Origin of the sequence: Ideonella paludis (assembly GCF_018069865.1) — a bacterium.
In the GTDB taxonomy this organism is placed as follows: domain Bacteria; phylum Pseudomonadota; class Gammaproteobacteria; order Burkholderiales; family Burkholderiaceae_C; genus Ideonella; species Ideonella paludis.
This window is the reverse complement of record NZ_JAGQDG010000005.1, coordinates 1-16,919: the sequence shown is the minus strand read 5'-3', so window position 1 is coordinate 16,919 and position 16,919 is coordinate 1. Positions and strand designations below refer to the sequence as shown.

15 protein-coding genes are annotated in these 16,919 nt (G+C 61.0%); 8 read left to right on the top strand and 7 right to left on the bottom strand.

Annotated features, from left to right (window positions below; all coding sequences use genetic code 11):
- The first annotated feature begins 123 nt into the window (after nt 1–123).
- The 5 genes from KAK11_RS22295 (at nt 124) to KAK11_RS13265 (ending at nt 5,958) form a co-directional block, all read left to right on the top strand.
- The gene (locus KAK11_RS22295; protein ID WP_375140689.1) at nt 124–1,401 is read left to right on the top strand and encodes a caspase family protein; all 1,278 of its coding nucleotides are present in this window, start codon (nt 124–126) and stop codon (nt 1,399–1,401) included.
- Nucleotides 1,394–1,957 (top strand): RNA polymerase sigma factor, encoded by a 564-nt coding sequence (locus tag KAK11_RS22055; protein ID WP_210809656.1) that lies wholly within the window; start codon nt 1,394–1,396, stop codon nt 1,955–1,957. Before KAK11_RS22295 ends, KAK11_RS22055 begins: the two co-directional genes overlap by 8 nt.
- A gap of 289 nt (nt 1,958–2,246) precedes the next feature.
- On the top strand, nt 2,247–2,567 hold the full coding sequence (locus KAK11_RS13275) for a hypothetical protein (RefSeq protein WP_210809655.1): 321 nt from the start codon (nt 2,247–2,249) through the stop codon (nt 2,565–2,567).
- Nucleotides 2,564–5,539: a CHAT domain-containing tetratricopeptide repeat protein gene (locus KAK11_RS13270; RefSeq protein ID WP_210809654.1), complete on the top strand. Its 2,976-nt coding sequence runs from the start codon at nt 2,564–2,566 to the stop codon at nt 5,537–5,539. Before KAK11_RS13275 ends, KAK11_RS13270 begins: the two co-directional genes overlap by 4 nt.
- Before the next feature lie 104 nt (nt 5,540–5,643).
- A complete protein-coding gene (locus tag KAK11_RS13265) occupies nt 5,644–5,958 on the top strand; it encodes a LysM peptidoglycan-binding domain-containing protein (RefSeq protein WP_210809653.1) in 315 nt (104 codons plus the stop codon).
- Between the two features lie 191 nt (nt 5,959–6,149).
- Here KAK11_RS13265 and KAK11_RS13260 read toward each other — a convergent pair whose 3' ends face one another.
- On the bottom strand, nt 6,150–6,518 hold the full coding sequence (locus KAK11_RS13260; RefSeq protein WP_210809652.1) for a hypothetical protein: 369 nt from the start codon (nt 6,516–6,518) through the stop codon (nt 6,150–6,152).
- Nucleotides 6,519–6,757: 239 nt separating this feature from the next.
- Nucleotides 6,758–7,201, bottom strand: coding sequence for a Cd(II)/Pb(II)-responsive transcriptional regulator (gene cadR, locus KAK11_RS13255; RefSeq protein ID WP_210809651.1), 444 nt, complete (start codon nt 7,199–7,201; stop codon nt 6,758–6,760).
- 77 nt (nt 7,202–7,278) lie between these two features.
- On the opposite strand from cadR, the gene KAK11_RS13250 reads away from it, so the two are divergent.
- Together KAK11_RS13250 and KAK11_RS13245 are read left to right on the top strand one after the other, a co-directional pair.
- The gene (locus KAK11_RS13250) at nt 7,279–9,555 is read left to right on the top strand and encodes a heavy metal translocating P-type ATPase (RefSeq protein ID WP_259373560.1); all 2,277 of its coding nucleotides are present in this window, start codon (nt 7,279–7,281) and stop codon (nt 9,553–9,555) included.
- Nucleotides 9,556–9,575: 20 nt separating this feature from the next.
- Entirely contained in the window at nt 9,576–9,908 is a 333-nt protein-coding gene (locus KAK11_RS13245; protein WP_246498938.1) for a DUF3703 domain-containing protein, read from the top strand.
- Between the two features lie 40 nt (nt 9,909–9,948).
- Here the strand turns inward: KAK11_RS13245 and KAK11_RS13240 are convergent, their stop codons facing one another.
- Nucleotides 9,949–11,313 carry a heavy metal sensor histidine kinase gene (locus tag KAK11_RS13240; RefSeq protein WP_210809648.1) on the bottom strand — a complete coding sequence of 455 codons (1,365 nt, stop codon included), beginning with the start codon at nt 11,311–11,313 and terminating at the stop codon, nt 9,949–9,951.
- Complete coding sequence (locus tag KAK11_RS13235) at nt 11,310–11,996, bottom strand: heavy metal response regulator transcription factor (RefSeq protein WP_210809647.1); 687 nt, start codon at nt 11,994–11,996, stop codon at nt 11,310–11,312. The genes KAK11_RS13240 and KAK11_RS13235 overlap by 4 nt, the downstream gene beginning before the upstream one ends.
- 154 nt (nt 11,997–12,150) lie before the next feature.
- On the opposite strand from KAK11_RS13235, the gene KAK11_RS13230 reads away from it, so the two are divergent.
- Entirely contained in the window at nt 12,151–12,486 is a 336-nt protein-coding gene (locus KAK11_RS13230; RefSeq protein WP_210809646.1) for a DUF4148 domain-containing protein, read from the top strand.
- A 283-nt stretch (nt 12,487–12,769) separates the two neighbouring features.
- On the opposite strand, the gene KAK11_RS13225 is transcribed toward KAK11_RS13230, so the two are convergent.
- From KAK11_RS13225 to KAK11_RS13215, 3 genes are all read right to left on the bottom strand, one after another.
- Nucleotides 12,770–13,243: a hypothetical protein gene (locus KAK11_RS13225; RefSeq protein ID WP_210809645.1), complete on the bottom strand. Its 474-nt coding sequence runs from the start codon at nt 13,241–13,243 to the stop codon at nt 12,770–12,772.
- Between the two features lie 92 nt (nt 13,244–13,335).
- Nucleotides 13,336–13,716, bottom strand: a complete 381-nt coding sequence (locus KAK11_RS13220) for a hypothetical protein (RefSeq protein WP_210809644.1) — start codon at nt 13,714–13,716, stop codon at nt 13,336–13,338.
- A gap of 66 nt (nt 13,717–13,782) precedes the next feature.
- Nucleotides 13,783–16,902: an efflux RND transporter permease subunit gene (locus KAK11_RS13215; RefSeq protein WP_210809643.1), complete on the bottom strand. Its 3,120-nt coding sequence runs from the start codon at nt 16,900–16,902 to the stop codon at nt 13,783–13,785.
- Between the last annotated feature and the right edge of the window lie 17 nt (nt 16,903–16,919).

The window sequence follows — 16,919 nt, the reverse complement described above, 5'->3', positions numbered from 1 at the left end:
CAATCTTTGAAGTCACGGAAAGTCCTCCTATTCCAGGGAAGGCACGAACGCACAGATCCTTGTGTGTTGTTAGACGGGATCGACTGTCTTTGGTCACTTAATTTCCGACTATTTTCCAGGGACATGTCCTTGGAGCCTCTCACGACGAGGGGCGCGGCAACCCGTTCCAAAGATCACATTCAGGTTGCATTCAGGGCCTATATCCTTTGGTGCGTAGTGAAGGCTGGCATGTGCTTGCCGCAATCAACCTGCTACGCACATCGACTTTGCAACTTAGGTTCACCGCAATGGCCTATCATGAAGGCAAAAAAGATGTGTAAGGTGGCTATGCATCAGTGCTCTCACCGCTGCATGTCATCGAGGAGATCACCTATGAGATTGGACCGCCGTCGTAGGAGCGTGTTGGGATTTGGGTTGGGGCTGGGGCTAAGTGCGACGTTGAGCCCCTCTCGGGCTACGCTGTCACCCACACGCACGCACGCGCTGTTGATTGGTGTCGGCACAGTTGCCGCACTCACTCCTTCCCTATGGCTTGACGGGCCCGCCCGCGATGTAAGCCTCTTGCGCCAAAGCCTGCTAGCAGCCGGACTTCTCGAAACGGAGATCCAAGCATTGAGCACGGCCCCTGGCGAGAGTGCACCGAGCTATGCCGCTGTTCAGAAAGCAATGTCACGGGTATTGACTAGCGCGCGTCGGGGAGACCGAGTGCTCTTTCATTTTTCTGGGCACGGAGCCCAGACACCCGCCTCGCAGCACAGAGCTCTCACGGAGTCGGATGGACTGGATGAGGTCATGCTGCTTTCAGATGTGCTGCCTTGGCGAGGAAATGCGACGACGGGCTATTTGCCCAATGCCCTTACAGACACATCACTTTCAGCATGGCTAGACCTGTTGGCGGCGAAAGGGGTGTACTGCTGGGTCTTTCTCGACTGCTGCCACGCCGCTGGCCTGATGCGGGAGAGCTCAGCATTACTCAAAGCTGGCGACATACATCGTGCCGTCACCGCCGCCGATTTAGGTGTGCCTCTACCAACTTGGCGAGAAGCGCAACGCAGCAAAGGGGTGGAACTCGAGGCCTCATCCGGCCGTGCTAGCAAAGGCATCTGGCCGCCCCCGCTGCCTCTACAGAGGCGGGTTTTCGCTTGTGCAGCAATGGCCCAGTCGAGCGCGGTTGAATGCCAGCTACCCGATCCGCAAGACGGCCGTCTTCGCACTTTTGGCCTACTCACCCATACTTTGTCTTCCTTGATTCGGGCCGAAGCATTTGACTCGGCATCTACGTTATCCACTGCCTTGCGGCAACATCCTAGTATTGTTCAACGGCATGGCCCCTGGCCTGTAGTCGTAGGCGACGATCGAATGCGCTGGCTGTCCGCAAGACAAGGAGCCCCCAGTGTCTGAACACCCTAGCTTAGTTTCACCCTGGGCTAAAGATTTCGAGCAGATGTATGCCGAGAGTTATGAGCGCTTCCGGGCCATATTCAAGCGCGACCCGTTGCCCGATGACGTTAAACAGCAGCTACTTGATGACGGTCTTTGCCACGCTTGGGACAAGCTATGGCAGTTCGAGGGTAGGAATCAGGCCCAGTTATTCACGTGGGTTTGGTCCGTCATATTGAGCCTGCGTTTAGAGTATTTTCGCAAACATCGGGTGACGCTGGTCACCATCGGCGCATCGCACGACTTACCTGAGCAGTTTGACAGGACATTGACCAATCCACAGGAAGACCGTCTAACCGACCAGCAGCACAGGGAGTGCTTTCTGCGGATTTACGCTGAGTTCTCACGCTGCCACCCAGATTTGGCAGAACCCCTGCACTGGGCAGTCTATGAGGACATGACCCAGGCTGAAGTAGCGATGAAGCTCGGGCTGCCACTAAGCACCGTCAAGTCACGGATAGTAAAGGCCTACAAGCTACTGAAAGACATGATGTTGAAGGAATGCAATGACTGCTGACCCGTCCCCCACTTCTGCCGAAGATGAATCCGCCTGGTACGAGGGTTTGCGTGGCGGACCTGCTCGCGGACCGGCGGGCGAACTGGGTAGGCTCTGGCGAGAGCAGTTGCGTGCAGATGCCCATGCAAACTCGGCCGCAAAGGCAACGCCACGTTCTTGGGCTGAGTTGAAAGCGGAGCACGATACACGTCAACGGGCCAGTGTCGGAACTAGCACCAATGTAAGCGGGGCTAGGCCTGCAGCCAATGATGCTTGGTGGCGATGGGGGCGCTATTTGGCGCCTGCTGCCGTGGTGGCCATTGCTTTCGCCTTGCCAGCTTGGCAGCACGGGCAAGAATTGACTCCACGTGGTGGCGGTAGCATGCCGGGCAAGGCTATGACTCAACGATTACGTCATGTCGAACCAGCAATGGCTGCCAAGGAGTTAACGGCGAAGCTACGCAGCAGCGGCGCGGAGGTTAGTCTGTCGGAAGTTGGAGGAAAGGTGCATCTGAGAGTGAAGGTGTCTGCCGAGCACCTAGATGCGGTATCTGCAACCCTGGCTGCCATGGAACTGTCTTTAGACGGTCAAGGTGAAGCCGATATACAGATAGATGCGGGACCGCCATGACGGTGGGAAAGAGGACCCTATCCCTTCTGTGCATAGCTTGTATCACATTGTTTGGTAGCAACGGAGCGATAGCTAGAGCAACGGTCACAGAGGCAATGGTCGCTGAAGTCAACCGCCTACACGATGATGGACTATTTGCCCAAGCTCTATCCCGCGCCGAGGCACTACTAGGTGACAACGCAGCTGACCCCGCTAACGAGCTGCAACTAGAGTTGCTAAATCTGAAAGCGATGGCTCTGAGTGAACTGGGGCGGCACGAAGAAGCTCTTCACCAGAAGGCTCATTTAGTTGCCTTGAGGATCATTCAGGATGGCCCACATCACTCAAATACACTCATGGCCAAACAAAATTTGGCCGTCTCGTATCTGTATTTGCAACGTTATGACGAAGCACTTGTCGAGCTGAAGCAGCTTCGTGACCTGATTTTCCGGAATCACCAGTCGCTAGAACCAGAATTGAGCGTCCTAGTCGCGACAAACTTGGCGCTAGGCTTGGGTCTTGCAGGTAATTTGGGGGACTCAGTCGTGCTAGCTCAATTGGCAGCTGACATATCGAAGGCAAGACTGGCGGAAAATCACCTTCAACGCTTGACCGCAGAGAGAAACCTTGCTCAGGTGCTCATACGAAGCGGCAAGACTACGGAAGGCTTGACCCTAGCGAGAGAGGTTGTTAATCGTCATGAGATGGCGCTTTCTGCGGAGCATCCCGACACCGGTATGGCTTGGAATGTACTGGGGCAAGCGTTGTTTCAAGATGATCAATTCACTCTTGCCGAATCAGCCTTTCGACGGGCCGGCAACATCTTGGAAGCCCGCCACGGTTCTTTGTTCGAGCTCACCCTGAGTGCACGACTAAATCAGGAGTTCTCGAGGTGGAATGGATCCCTTGAGTTAAATTCAATCGCTAACGTAAAGAGATTGCAGTGGACAATTGAGTCAAAGTTTGGACCTTCTAGCCATTATTCGCTTAAGGCAAAGTCTTTTCTCGCCACCATACATCTTCACCATGGGCAGGCAGATGAAGCTCTCCATCTGTTTGAGCAGTTGACTCGTGAATGGATGCGCTTAGGCGGAAAGAGCGCTATGGATACCATGTGGGCGCAACTAGGCTTTGCACGTGCACTTGCTGCTCGAGGAAGCAGAATAGATGCCCTTGTAGCTTTGGGCGACCTAATTCCACAATTGGAAGTCCAGCGCTTTGTCATGGGAGCAGCGGCTGGTCCAGCCTCGCAAGTTAAGTTCTCCGAGCTGGTTTCTGATGCTTACGGCTTGCGCAGTTTTCTGCAACGCGAGTTGGGTCAGTTTGAGGATAGCCTTGACACCCTAGAGCAGGGGCGTGCTCACGGCCTATTGGACTGGTTAGCCTTACGAGAGGGCTTAACGGCACGTGCGATGCCGAAAGAAATGCTCGAGTCATGGAACCAGACATTAGAGCGAGTAGCGATCCTCGATTCTCGCATCGCTAAGCAAGCCAACTCTCCGCAGTCGGAAGGCTGGCGTGGTGAGAGACGGAAGTTAGAAAGCGCGTTGGCAGACCTAGGCCGCACCTTACGTCAAGCGGAAGGGCTAGTGGATGAAGCTGGGAAATGGAAACAGCTAGTAGGCAGTACAAGTCTGATCTATGCACAGCAGCCAGATGGTCGGTATCAAGCCTATCTGCGAACTCCAGACGGACAGATATCTAGCAAAGGTCTATCTTCTGCGCCCCACTTGTCTTGGACCATAGAGGCCTTTCGTGCATGGACCGCAAGCGGTCCCGAGTCGAGCCAGTGGGTCGACGAGCATGGCCAACCCAGGAAAGTTTATTCGGCCAAGATCAATGGGGAGTCGCTTTGGCTACTGAGTGGCGCAAGCGAGAGATGCAGTACTGCCGAGTGGGCCCAGCACCTACAGTATCTGCAACGGCAAGCTACTCGTAACTGGATCAGTCATCCGCGTGCGGCAAACCAGTCATCGCTTAGCTGTTTGCCACCCGGAAGCAAAGAAGTTCAAGGTCAAGCTGCGTATCAGGAACTAGCTCGTCAACTGGGCCATTACCTACTGAGTCCGTTACATGGACAGCGTCTCAAGGCTGGTCAGTCTTTAGCCATCATCCCAGACGGTCAACTGTGGACAATCCCTTGGGATGCATTGTTGTGGCGGGGGCGCCATCTTGTTCAGCAAGCTGATGTGCAATTGATTCCAAGTCTTGGTGTCGCCACACGTCTGCAGGAACGCCGACAGAAGGACTATCTTGCTAATCGAAATAGCCGTCTGCTGGCACTTGGGGATGTGCACTACGGTCACCGCACTGAGCCATCAGGCACAGACGCGACACGTGAAAGACGCTACCTCGTGAAGTCGGTCAGAGATCGCGGCGATCAAGGCGTCGACATAAGTCCTTCACAATTGCAGCGGTTACCTTACTCCCGAATAGAAGTTGAACGCGCCAGCCAGGTTTTCGGTAGCTCACAGAGTGAGATATGGCTGGGAAGTATGGCTTCTGAGCGCCGCCTGCGCGAATGGTCTCGGCAAGGTAAGCTGAAGGACTTTGATGTGGTCTTGATGGCTACACATGGCTGGTTCGATATTCGTTGGCCGGAGTTATCAGCGATCGTGTTGGGCCGCGATGGTCCAGACCACACTGAAGACGGTGTACTGTACGCCCCTGACCTGTTAGGACTGCATTTGAACGCCCGGGTACTGATCCTATCTTCATGTCATAGCGGTCGTGGGGCAATCAGTCGCAGTGAGGGCTTAGTGGGCTTGCCATATGCCGCCATGGTTGCAGGCGCGAGCAGTACGGTGCAAACACTTTGGCAGATACAGGATGCGAGTACAGCTCAGTTCGTGACCCGCTTCTTGACGCATCTTCGTCAAGGGCGACCTCCTGTATCCGCTCTGGCCACGACTAAGCGCGAGTTCCAGCGTAGTCCTAACCCCAGGCTAGCCAACCCACGGGTATGGGCGGCGTTCGGTCTGAATGGTGTATAGGTGATGCTTCTCGAGCTGCACAAGTGTGGTCGTTACGTCTGTGCAAAGAGTGTCATGAAGGAACTTTCCAAATCCAAAGAGCGAACCATATCGGATTCTGTGCCATGGTTTCCTCTAAGTGCTTGATTCAGCCAGACCACGGTCAACGGGCAAGCAGCCCAGACCAAGCAACCGGAGAGAAGAATGTGCTGTGCTGCGGCAACGTTACAGGAGTAACTGGAGTCAAGGACTTGATTACGGCTGCCCAACCGGCCAACGAGTCGCGCTGGTACACGGTGGTCAAGGGTGACAACCTATCCAAGATCGCCAAAGAGCACTTCGGCAATGCCAGCGACTACCCCAATGTTCTTGAGGCTAACAGCCCTATGCTGAGCCATCCGTACAAGATCTACCCTGGTCCGTTGCTGCGCATCCCATGATTTTGAGGATGCAAAGGGAGCCGGAGTGCTCGCCTCCGGCTCCCTACCCTCACCCCAGCAACGGCGGCAGGTCAGGGGCAAGTCGCAGGCCAGCGATGCCTGAATCGACCTGGCAGGTCTGCTCAAGGGGTCAACAATGAACATTCAAACTCAATGAGTCAGTCGTTCTAGATCCAATGCCACGAATTTCTCTAAGTGCTTAATGCGCTTTGTTGAGCAGTTCCAAACTCAATGCACCTCGACACTTGTTGATTTGTTAAGTGAACCGAGCTCGGACGCCTCATCAGTCGAAATCCAACTGTGCTCTGCGCCAAAGCGGCTTGCCGAAGCTGCCATTCTTTGTGCGCAGAAGCTTGCAACACCGCATCGAACACAGCATTGGTGCTGTGTTCGATTCGAATGCCCAGACCGACCTCGATCTCATTGCGCAGCTGGTCTGACGTTGCCTTGAGGCCAGCTTCGTCTCCACAGAGTTCATCGAGTGCGCCTCGAACGACCGCTTCCGGCAGGACGTTTGAGCGCATGATCTGATCCGCAACTGCAGCAGCTGCGTATTCCATTTGACATGAACACCAAGTCCAGCGATGTGCTCGCTAGACGATACCTTTGTCAGAAGCATCGAATTCGAAGTGAAGAGTTCACCCACGAACACTTGTTGGGTGGAGTGATCTGTGGATAACTGTCATTGCCAATTTGGAAGCATCATTCCTCCTTGGGATCAGCTCAGAAAACCAACATCGTGCGCCCAGCTGGGTTGGTACGGACATCAGGTGACCGCGTTATCACCGGCCCTGCGGCCCTAGTGGGCACCGCGGATGTGGAGGTGACCGGCCGTCCTGGTGCCTTGCGAGGCGGCATTGTCCAGGTGATTCAGGATGCCGCACGCTTCCATCGCATGTGGTGACTGGCAGCGCGCACGCAGGGCCTTCAGGGTCGATTCGAGCGATCGCAGTTCGCGAATGCGCTTGGCCACATGCTCAATGTGCGCATCCAAGATTTTGTTGACCTCGCCGCAGTCTTCGGGCGCGGCGTCCCGAAGACGCAACAGCGCACGGATCTCATCGAGCGCCATGTCCAGATTGCGGCACTGGCGGATGAAGGCCAGCCGCTCAGCATGTGCGACCGTGTACACCCGGTAGTTGTTTTCGCTGCGTTGCGCGGCGGGGATCAGGCCTTCGCGCTCGTAGAAGCGGATGGTTTCGACCGGGGTGCCCGTCGCCTCAGCCAAGTTTCCGATGCGCATGCAGTCCCCTCTTGCCAACAAAGGCTTGACCTTACACTGGCTTCAGGGTTTTTAATGGCGACATCCAACAACGGGACATGATCGTGGATCGACCAGAAACTGCTGCACAAACACTGCCCTCATCAGAGAGCCACGCGCCTTGCTGCGGCTGTAGCACACCTGCGGCGCCAGCAGCGTCCGCGATATCGCAGGGCGCTGGCTTGGCGCGCTTTCGGGTGCCGACGATGGACTGCGCGTCTGAAGAGTCCGAGATCCGCCGCGCGGTTGAAGGCATTGCCGGGATCCGGGCGCTGACCTTCCAGCTCGGGCAACGCACCTTGGCGCTGGATGCCCCTGGGCCGGCCGTGGACCTGGCCGTGGCTGCCATGCGCAAGGCCGGCTTCGATCCTCAGCCGCTGGCAGTGCCCCAGCCGGGTACAACGTCCGGACATGCCGACGCCGAGGACGGGCTCGACCATGGCGTCCAGCAGGCCAGCTACGGGACGCTGGGTATGGCCTTGGCTCTGGCCATCGTTGCCGAGCTGGTGGGCTACTTCGCGCCAGACACGCTGCTCTGGAAAGGCGCCGGCCTGGCGGTGGCCGCTGCCGCCATCTGGCTGGCGGGCTTTGACGTCTACAAGAAGGGCTTGATTGCGCTGCAGCACGGACGCCTGAACATCAACGCCCTGATGACCGTGGCCGTCACCGGCGCCTTCGCCATCGGCCAATGGCCGGAGGCGGCGATGGTGATGGCCTTGTATGCCATCGCCGAGGCCATCGAAGCGCGCGCGGTCGACCGCGCTCGCAATGCCATCAAGGGCTTGCTGGCCATGGCGCCGGAAGAAGCCACCGTGCGCCAGGCCGATGGCAGCTGGGCGACTGTGCCAGTCGCCAGCGTGGCGCTGGACGCGGTGCTGCGCGTGCGGCCGGGTGAACGGGTGCCCATGGACGGCGTCCTGACGGCAGGCAGCACCAGCATCAACCAGGCCCCGGTCACCGGCGAGAGCATCCCGGTGGACAAGGCCGTGGGCGACCCGGTGTTTGCCGGCACCATCAACGACACCGGCAGCTTCGAGTTCCGCGTCACGGCGCTGGCCTCGAATTCGACCCTGGCACGCATCATCCACGCGGTTGAAGAGGCCCAGGGAACACGCGCGCCCACGCAGGGCTTTGTGGACCGCTTCGCGGCGGTCTACACGCCGGCAGTCTTTGTCGTCGCACTGGCCGTAGCACTGCTTGGCCCATGGTTGCTGGGCTGGACCTGGATGCAGGGTGTCTACAAGGCCCTAGTGCTGCTGGTTATCGCCTGCCCCTGCGCGCTGGTGATTTCCACGCCGGTGACCATCGTCAGCGGCCTGGCGGCCGCGGCCCGGCGCGGCATCCTGATCAAGGGCGGCGTGTACCTGGAGGGGGCGCGCAAGCTCAAGGCCATCGCGCTGGACAAGACCGGCACGGTCACCGAGGGCAAGCCCAAGCTGGTGGCATGGCAGGTGCTCGACACCGCCGGAGCCGCGGGCGTTGACTCCGCCACCGCAGAACACATGGCCGCCGTGTTGGCCGGCCACTCCGACCACCCGGTGTCGCGCGCAATCGCGGCCGGGCTACAGCCCAACAGCGTTCAAGCCCAAGGCTTCAAGGCCATCACCGGGCGCGGCGTGCAGGCCGAGATCGCCGAAAAAACCTGGGTGCTGGGCAACCACCGCCTGATCGAGGAACGCGGCCAGTGTTCGCCCGCGCTGGAGGCGGCGCTGCTCACGCACGAAGAGGCTGGCCGCACCGTCAGTCTGCTGGCCTGCGATACCGGCCCGGTGGCCCTGTTTGCGGTGGCCGACACCATCAAGGCATCGTCGCGTGAAGCGGTGGCCGAGTTGCAGGCCCTGGGCATCACATCGGTGATGCTGACCGGCGACAACCAGGCCACGGCCACGGCCATCGCGCAAGAGGCCGGCATCACCGAAGCCCGGGGCAACCTGCTGCCTCAGGACAAGCTGGACGCCATCAAGACCCTGCAGGCGCAGCACGGCATGACGGCCATGACCGGCGACGGCATCAACGATGCGCCAGCGCTGGCCCAGTCGGACATCGGGGTGGCCATGGGTGCGGCCGGCACAGACACCGCGATGGAAGCCGCCGACGTGGTGGTGATGAACGACGACCTGCGGCGCATTGCCGAGACGGTGCGCCTGTCGAGGTCGACACACGCCATCCTGTGGCAGAACATCGCGCTGGCACTGGGCATCAAGGCGGTGTTCCTGGTGCTGGCGGTGTTCGGCAATGCCTCGATGTGGATGGCGGTGTTCGCCGACATGGGCGCCAGCCTGCTGGTGGTGGTCAACGGGCTGCGTTTGCTGAAAGCCAGGGTACAAGGCCGATGACACCCGGCTCTCAAGGCGCGATGGCCTTCGTTGCCGCCATGGCCGAAGCCAGGCATCACCTCGCTGCAGCGCAGCCGATGCCCGCGATGCGTTCGCTGCAGCGCGCCCATGTGCTTGGTCAGCGGGACATCGGCCCCCACCTGCGCGTGCACCTGCTGATGCTGCGTGCCGCCTGGGCACTGCGAGACGGCCGCGAACTCCGTGGGCAACTTCTGCGCCTGGTGCTCACACCCATCGGGCACCTGAGCGGCCGTCTGCCGTTGGGCAACATCGGCACATCCGACGTCAGCCCGTTCGAACCGATGGCCCTGCCACCTGACATGGCGCATCTGCTGAACGACGACAAGCTCTGACAAGAGCTTGGCTGGCCCTGCGGTCGGCACCTCAGGACAGTCAGGCCCCCGAATTCGATGACGGACTGCCCGCGCCTAGTGCGCGCAGCAAGGTCAAGCCGATCGCGGTGACGCCATCTGCTGAACTCGCAAACGGCTGCCCGCCGTGCATCCGTGCGATCGCAGCGACGATGGCCAGGCCCAGCCCATGGTTCTGATGGGCACCGCTGCGGGCCCGGTCACCACGGAAGAAGCGGTCGAAAAGCCGGGGCAGGTGCCCGGGCTCGATGGTGGCACCTTGGTTGACCACCACCACCCGCAGCGCCCCAGGGGCTGCCTCGGAAATGTCGATGCGGATGCTCGTCCCACGGTCGGCGTAGCGCGTGGCGTTAGCCACCAGGTTGGACAGGGCACGTTGCAGTAGCGGCAGGTCGAACTCTCCGGCAGCGTCACCGACCACCTCGACCCGGAGACCGGCCTCGTCCAACGCTGCATCGTGGTATTCAGCCACCCGCTGCGCCAACGCAGCCAGGCTGGCCGTGGCCACACGGCGGGCCGAGCTGCCCCTATCAGCCTGGGACAGGAACAGCATGTCCTGCACGATGCCCGCGAGGCGCTGCAGTTCCTCCAGGTTTGAGCCGAGCACTTCTCGCAGCTCATCCGCACCACGGGCCCTGCGCAAGGCCAGCTCCGTGCTGCCGATCAGGGTCGCCAGCGGGGTGCACAGTTCATGGGCGACATCGGCATTGAAGCCCTCCAGCTGCTCATAGGCCAGCGACAGGCGCCCCAGTAAATCGTTGAACTGCGCGATCAGCGGTTCGAGCTCCTCGGCCTGGCCGGAACCATCCAGGCGCCGATGCAAGGTGTCTGCCGCCAGCCGGCGTGTCTGCTCCACCAGCTCACGCACCGGGCGCAAGCCCAGGCGTACCAAAACAAAGCCACCGGTCGAACCCAATGCGGCCCCGGCCAACGCGGCCGCCAACAAAGTGAACGCCAACCGGCGCAGCAATTGATGGTCGTCGTTGGTATCCAGCGACAAGATGGCCGTCAGCGGCAGCGGTGCGGTGGCTTGCGCAGCCACTTCAAAACGAGCTTGGCGCAAGTTGCTCGACGCGCCGCCGCCGGTGCGCTGGTAGAAGACGCTGCCGTCCGGCCGCTGAAGCAACAGGCTCAATTCCTGATGGCCGATGAAGAAATCATCCAGCTTGTGGGTCAACACGGCCGGGTCATCACGCGAAGCTGGCTCGGTCAGCAGGTGCCGCACCTGAGCTTGTTTCTGCGTCAAAGATTCAGCCTGCCTGGCATCAAAGTTCATGTGCGTGACGGCGTAGACCGCAACGCAGACCACGGAGAGCCCCGCCAGGCTCTGCAACGCCAGCCAGATCGACAACCGCCGACCGAGCGAGCCAACACGGCTCCTGCTCATTCGTCGCGCACCTCCAGAACATAGCCCATGCCCCGCGCCGTGTGCAGCAAGGGGCGCTCGAAGGGCGCATCGAGCTTGCCTCGCAATCTGCGCACCGCCACGTCGATGACGTTGGTGGCGCTGTCGAAGTTGATGTCCCACACCTGCTCGGCAATCTCGGTGCGGGACAGCACCTCCCCCTGGCGGCGCAGCAGCAGCGTCAACAGCACAAACTCCTTGGCCGTGAGATCGAGCCTTCTGCCAGCCCGGGTGGCCTTGCGCCGAACAAGGTCCAGCTCCAGGTCGGCCAGGCCAAGGACCGTTGCCCCCTCAGGTTCGCGCGTTGGGCGCGCTCGGCGCAGCAGCACCTGTATCCGCGCCACGAGTTCGGAGAACGCAAACGGCTTGAGCAGGTAGTCGTCGGCCCCGGCTTGCAGGCCCTTGACGCGGTCTTCCACACGCTGTCGCGCGGTGAGCATCAGCACGGGGGTCTGCTTGCTCTGCCGTAAGGCTGCCAGCACGCCCAGACCGTCGATGCCGGGCAGCATGCTGTCCAGCACGATCAGATCGTGGCTGCCTTGCATCGCCAGATGCAGGCCATCGACGCCGTTGTGTGCCAGCTCCACCATGTAGCCTTCTTCGCCCAGCCCCTTGCGCAGGTACTCGGCAAGCTTGATCTCGTCTTCGATCACCAAGAGTTTCATGTTCTTTCAGCCTTCAACTAGAGCGGCCTGAACATGACCGTTTTGTCATGTGTTGGTCGCATCTCTGTTGGGGGCGAATTTCTATAGTCATGTCCATGCCCTCAGGCATGCCGCGACACAAGGTCGACGGCCACTTCACAAAGGAATCAGGACCATGAACATCCGCAAACACTCCGCTCTCTCCGTCGTTGCTCTGGCCTTGGGTCTGCCCATGGTTGCGCAGGCCAATTCGCTGTACCACCCAGCCTCGAATGAGAGGGGCTACACCGAGCATCCCGACCACTGGAAGAGCACGAAAACGCGCGCTGAGGTGCTGGCCGAGCTCGAGGCTGCGCGCAAGGACGGCACCCTGGCGCTGATTCAGCGCAACGCACCGCTGCCGCAGAAGGCCACCGGCCCCGCGAAGACCCGCCAGCAGGTGATCGACGAGATGCGCAATGAGCCCGCCGAAGAGCGCCGCGTGCGGCTGGAGTTGCAGCGCGGCGGCTGACACACCTCCCGCCTTCACCTACCGCGCGGGCCGCCAGATGATGGTGGCCCGCGCTTGCTTTCGGTTTTGACTGCTGCGGCTCGTCGGCCTGCTGCCAATCTCATCCCCAACGACTGACTGTAGGCAGGCTTGGGCGTCATCTTGGGTGGCGGATGCGCTCGTCGCCATCGACGCCACAGCGCGAAGAGCACAACGGCAACGAGCACCACGGCGATCCAGATCCACAGCATGAGCTGCGCGATGTCCGCATCCGGAATGCGATTTCGCATGGCAGGTCGTCAAATCACCCGATATCGGCCACCAAGCGCAACCCGAGGGCCCGCGCGCGCGACTCCGTGGGGTTGCCGCTCTCCAGCCGGTAGCTGCTGCCCCACGACCAGACCGAGCCGATCAGTTCAACAAACACCACCTCGCCTGCTTTACCGGTAACCTCAAGGGCAGTGTTGCCCTCGTCCCAAGCGGCTGCGAGTTTGTTCGTGCCAGGCGTCAGGCGCAGCCGCACGAACGACTCGGGCACCATCGTGACTGCCGAGCCCTGGTTCGGTGTGAGCCGCACCACGTTCTTGGCGTCCCCCCAGCGCTTGCGCACCACGTAGACGGTGAGCAGACCGGGCGAAGGTTCAAACCGCTTGGCTTCTGCTTCAGCCTGCATCGTTGGGATGGGCGCGGTTGTGCAGGTCTCATTGCGGCGCAGCGATTTGCCCACTGAATAGCAATAGGTGCCGTCAGTGTTCGCAGGGCGCAAGGGCTTGTTCATGCAGCCGGCCAAGGGCGTCAACCCCGCCACCAGCAAGCCGGTCAGCACACCCCTGCGATGGGTCAGAAGAGTTTGGCCCATGGCTATTCCCTTTACTTGAGGACGAAGCGTGCCGTGCCAGCGGGCTTGCCAGCGATGGTGACGACGGCGACGGCTTTGGTGCCTGGTCCGACCTTGAAATTGCCCATCGCCTCCAGCTTGTCCCCGGAGGGCTTCAGCTCAAGCTCTTGCTTGTCGGTGCCGTTCAGCAAGGTCAGCTTGGCGTTGGCCTTGCTCACGTCGGCGGCCTTGCCGTGATCCCGTAGGTGCAACTGGATGGTGGTGGGCTTGGCCACCAGCTCATAGTCCATATCCTTGACCTCAACCACCACACCGCCGTGCATGGGCTTGTGTTCGTGGGTGTGGTCACCAGCGGCAAATGCCGAGCCGGCCAGGGTCAGCGCCAGGGCGGCCAAGAGTGCTTGCTTGTTCATAAAAGTTCTTTCAAGAGAGTGCGTTGAGGGAAAACAAGATGGCGGGCGAACTCGCCACCAGAGGGATCAAAGGGCCTCGGCGTCCTTGCTGTCCATCAGCGCTGCAGCCGGTTTGCGGCCGAAGAGCCAGAACATCGCGGGCGTGAGGAAGGTGTCGAGCAGCGTGGAGCTGATCAGGCCGGAGAAGATGACCACTGCGACGGGGTGGAGCACCTCCGTACCGGGCTGTTCAGCCTCAAACAGCAAAGGCGCCAGCGCGAAGGCCGTCACCAACGCCGTCATTAGGACAGGGCTGAGCCGCTCCATCGAGCCGCGCAGGATCATCTTGTGGTCAAAGTTTTCACCCTCGAAGCGCATCAGGTTGATGTAGTGGCTGACCTTCAGGATGCCGTTGCGCACGGAGATGCCTGCCAGGGTAATGAAGCCCACCAGAGCGGCCACGCTCAGCGGCTGACCCGACAGCCACAGACCGATCACCGCACCCACCAGGGCTAGCGGGATGTTCACCATGATCAGCGCCGCCAGCACGCCCGACTTGTAGCGGCTGAACAGCACCACGAACATCAGCGTCAGCGACACGATGCTCAGCAGACCGACCAGACGGGAGGCTTCCTCCTGCGCCTGGAACTGGCCGCCCAGGGTAATGAAATAGCCCTCGGGCAACTTGGTGTCCGCCACCACCGCGCGGATATCGGCCACGATCTCCGACAGGGCCCTGCCGGAAGCATTGGCCGACAGCACGATGCGCCGCTTGCCATCATCACGGCTGATCTGGTTGGGACCGTCACCGTCTTCGATGGTGGCGATCTTGGACAGCGGGATGCGGCCATTCGGCGTCTCGATCAGGATCTGGCCCAGGCCTTCCACCGAGCGCGCCGATTCCGGCACACGCACCACCAGCGCAAACCGCCGGCTGCCCTCGACGATCTGCGTGACCTTCTCACCTTCGACCAGGTTCTGCAGCGTGGCCAGCACCTGGGGCGCCGGCACGCCGTACTGCGCGGCCGCGGCGTAGTCCACCCGCACCTTGATCTGCGGCGCCAGCACCTGCTTCTCGATCTGCAGGTCGGCGACGCCCGGGATGGCAGCCAGCTTGGCGCGCAACACGTCGGCCTGACCACGCAAGGCGTCCAGATCCTCGCCGAAGATCTTGATCGCAATCTGCGAGCGCACACCCGAGAGCATGTGGTCGATGCGGTGCGAGATGGGCTGGCCAATCTCCAGCGCAGCCGGCATGTTGACCAGGCGTGCGCGGATGTCGGCCTTGATCTCGTCCATGGTGCGTGTCAGCTCAGCCGTGGGTTTGAGGCCCACGTCCAGCTCGCTGACGTGCACCCCTTCGGCATGCTCATCCAGCTCGGCGCGGCCGCTGCGTCGGCCGACGTGCGTGACCTCGGGCACCTGGCGCACCAGCACTTCGGCCTGGCGGGCCAGGGCCGAGGTTTCGGCGAGGGTGACACCGGGGTTCAGTCGCAGGCCGATCAGCAGCGTGCCTTCGTTGAAGGGCGGCAGGAAGGTGGTGGGGAAGAACGGCACCGCCGCCATCGCCACCACCACCGCCGCACCCGCCGCAGTCAAGGCAGCCTTCGGCGCATTCAGCACCGATTGCAGCGACGACTGGTAGCTGGACTTCAGCCAGCGCAGCACCTTGGTGTCGCCGTGGTCCAGGTTCTTCATGCGCGGCAGCAGGTAGAAGCTGAGCACCGGGGTCACCGTCACCGAGACGATCAGCGAAGCCAGCGTCGACACGATGAACGCGATGCCCAGCGGCACGAAGAGCTTGCCTTCCAGTCCCGGCAGCGCGAACAGCGGAATGAACACCAGCACGATGATCACCGTGGCGTACAGGATGGCCGACCGCACCTCCATCGTGGCGTGGGCCACCACCTCCAGCGGGTGCAGGCGCGAGGTGGGATGTTTGGCGCGGTCTTCCTTCAAGCGCCGCAACACGTTCTCCACGCCGACCACCGCGTCGTCGACCAGGCCGCCGATGGCGATGGCCAGGCCGCCCAGTGTCATGGTGTTGATCGACAAGCCGAAGTAGCGGAAGACCAGGGCCGTGATGAAGATCGACACCGGGATCGCGGTCAGCGCAATGATGGTGGGCCGCAGCGTGCCGAGGAAGAAGAACAGGATCACGGCCACGAACACCGACGCGCCGATCAGCTTACCTTGCAAGGTGGTGATCGACGCCTCGATGAAGCTGGCCTGCCTGAAGGTGACCTTGGGCGCCTCCATGCCGGCCGGCAGCGAGGTCTTCAAGCCCGCCAACGCTTCTTCGATGTTGCGCGTCAGCGCAATGGTGTCGGCCGAGGGTTGCTTCTGGATGCCCAGGATCACAGCCGGTTTGCCCTCGAAGCCCGCGTCACCCCGCTTGGTGGCCGCGGCGAAGGTCACCTCGGCAACCTGGCGCATCAGGATGGGTTGACCATTCTTGGCCGTGAGCGCCAGGTTCTTCAGGTCATCCAGCCTGGAGGTGCGGCCCAGGTTGCGGATCAGGTACTCCCGCCCGTTAAGCTCCAGGAAGCCGCCAGAGGTGTTGCTGGAATAGCCCTTGAGCGCAGCCTCCATCTGCTCGTGGCTGATGCCCAGCTCGGCCATGCGCACGGTATTGGGCTGCACCTGGAACTGCCGCACCTCGCCGCCGATCGGGATGACCTGCGCCACCCCCTGCACCGACAGCAGGCGTGGCCGCAGCACCCAGTCGGCGTATTCACGCACGGCCATTGCAGAGATCTTGCTGGTGTCCACCGGGATGGCGATCTGCATGATCTCGCCCATGATCGAGCTGATCGGGCCCATGCGCGGCAGCACGCCTTCGGCGAGGCCTTCTTCCATCGACGCCAAGCGCTCGCTGACGAGCTGGCGGGCACGGAAGATGTCGGTGTTCCAGTTGAAGGTGACGTAGATGAAGGACAAGCCGGCTGAGGAGACCGAGCGGATCGTCTCCACGCCGGGTAGGCCGTTCATCGTGGTTTCCAGCGGGAAGGTGATGAGTTGTTCCACCTCTTCGGCGGCCATGCCTCCGGCCTCGGTAACGATAGTCACCGTGGGCTTATTAAGATCGGGGAACACATCCACCGGCGTGCGCGTCAGGGTGAAAGCGCCGTAGGCCATCAGCACCACGCTGGCGATGATCACCAGCAGGCGGTTACCCAGGCTGTTGTCGAGTAGCCACTTGAACATGTCAGCGCACCTGGTTA

Excerpts from the sequence above, each read along its gene's own strand:
- KAK11_RS22295 (WP_375140689.1), top strand. The coding sequence starts at position 124 with ATGTCCTTGGAGCCTCTCACGACGAGGGGCGCGGCAACCCGTTCCAAA.
- KAK11_RS13270 (WP_210809654.1), top strand. The coding sequence starts at position 2,564 with ATGACGGTGGGAAAGAGGACCCTATCCCTTCTGTGCATAGCTTGTATC.
- KAK11_RS13265 (WP_210809653.1), top strand. The coding sequence starts at position 5,644 with ATGGTTTCCTCTAAGTGCTTGATTCAGCCAGACCACGGTCAACGGGCA.
- KAK11_RS13260 (WP_210809652.1), bottom strand. The coding sequence starts at position 6,518 with ATGGAATACGCAGCTGCTGCAGTTGCGGATCAGATCATGCGCTCAAAC.
- cadR (WP_210809651.1), bottom strand. The coding sequence starts at position 7,201 with ATGCGCATCGGAAACTTGGCTGAGGCGACGGGCACCCCGGTCGAAACC.
- KAK11_RS13250 (WP_259373560.1), top strand. The coding sequence starts at position 7,279 with ATGATCGTGGATCGACCAGAAACTGCTGCACAAACACTGCCCTCATCA.
- KAK11_RS13245 (WP_246498938.1), top strand. The coding sequence starts at position 9,576 with ATGGCCTTCGTTGCCGCCATGGCCGAAGCCAGGCATCACCTCGCTGCA.
- KAK11_RS13240 (WP_210809648.1), bottom strand. The coding sequence starts at position 11,313 with ATGAGCAGGAGCCGTGTTGGCTCGCTCGGTCGGCGGTTGTCGATCTGG.
- KAK11_RS13235 (WP_210809647.1), bottom strand. The coding sequence starts at position 11,996 with ATGAAACTCTTGGTGATCGAAGACGAGATCAAGCTTGCCGAGTACCTG.
- KAK11_RS13230 (WP_210809646.1), top strand. The coding sequence starts at position 12,151 with ATGAACATCCGCAAACACTCCGCTCTCTCCGTCGTTGCTCTGGCCTTG.
- KAK11_RS13225 (WP_210809645.1), bottom strand. The coding sequence starts at position 13,243 with ATGAACAAGCCCTTGCGCCCTGCGAACACTGACGGCACCTATTGCTAT.
- KAK11_RS13220 (WP_210809644.1), bottom strand. The coding sequence starts at position 13,716 with ATGAACAAGCAAGCACTCTTGGCCGCCCTGGCGCTGACCCTGGCCGGC.
- KAK11_RS13215 (WP_210809643.1), bottom strand. The coding sequence starts at position 16,902 with ATGTTCAAGTGGCTACTCGACAACAGCCTGGGTAACCGCCTGCTGGTG.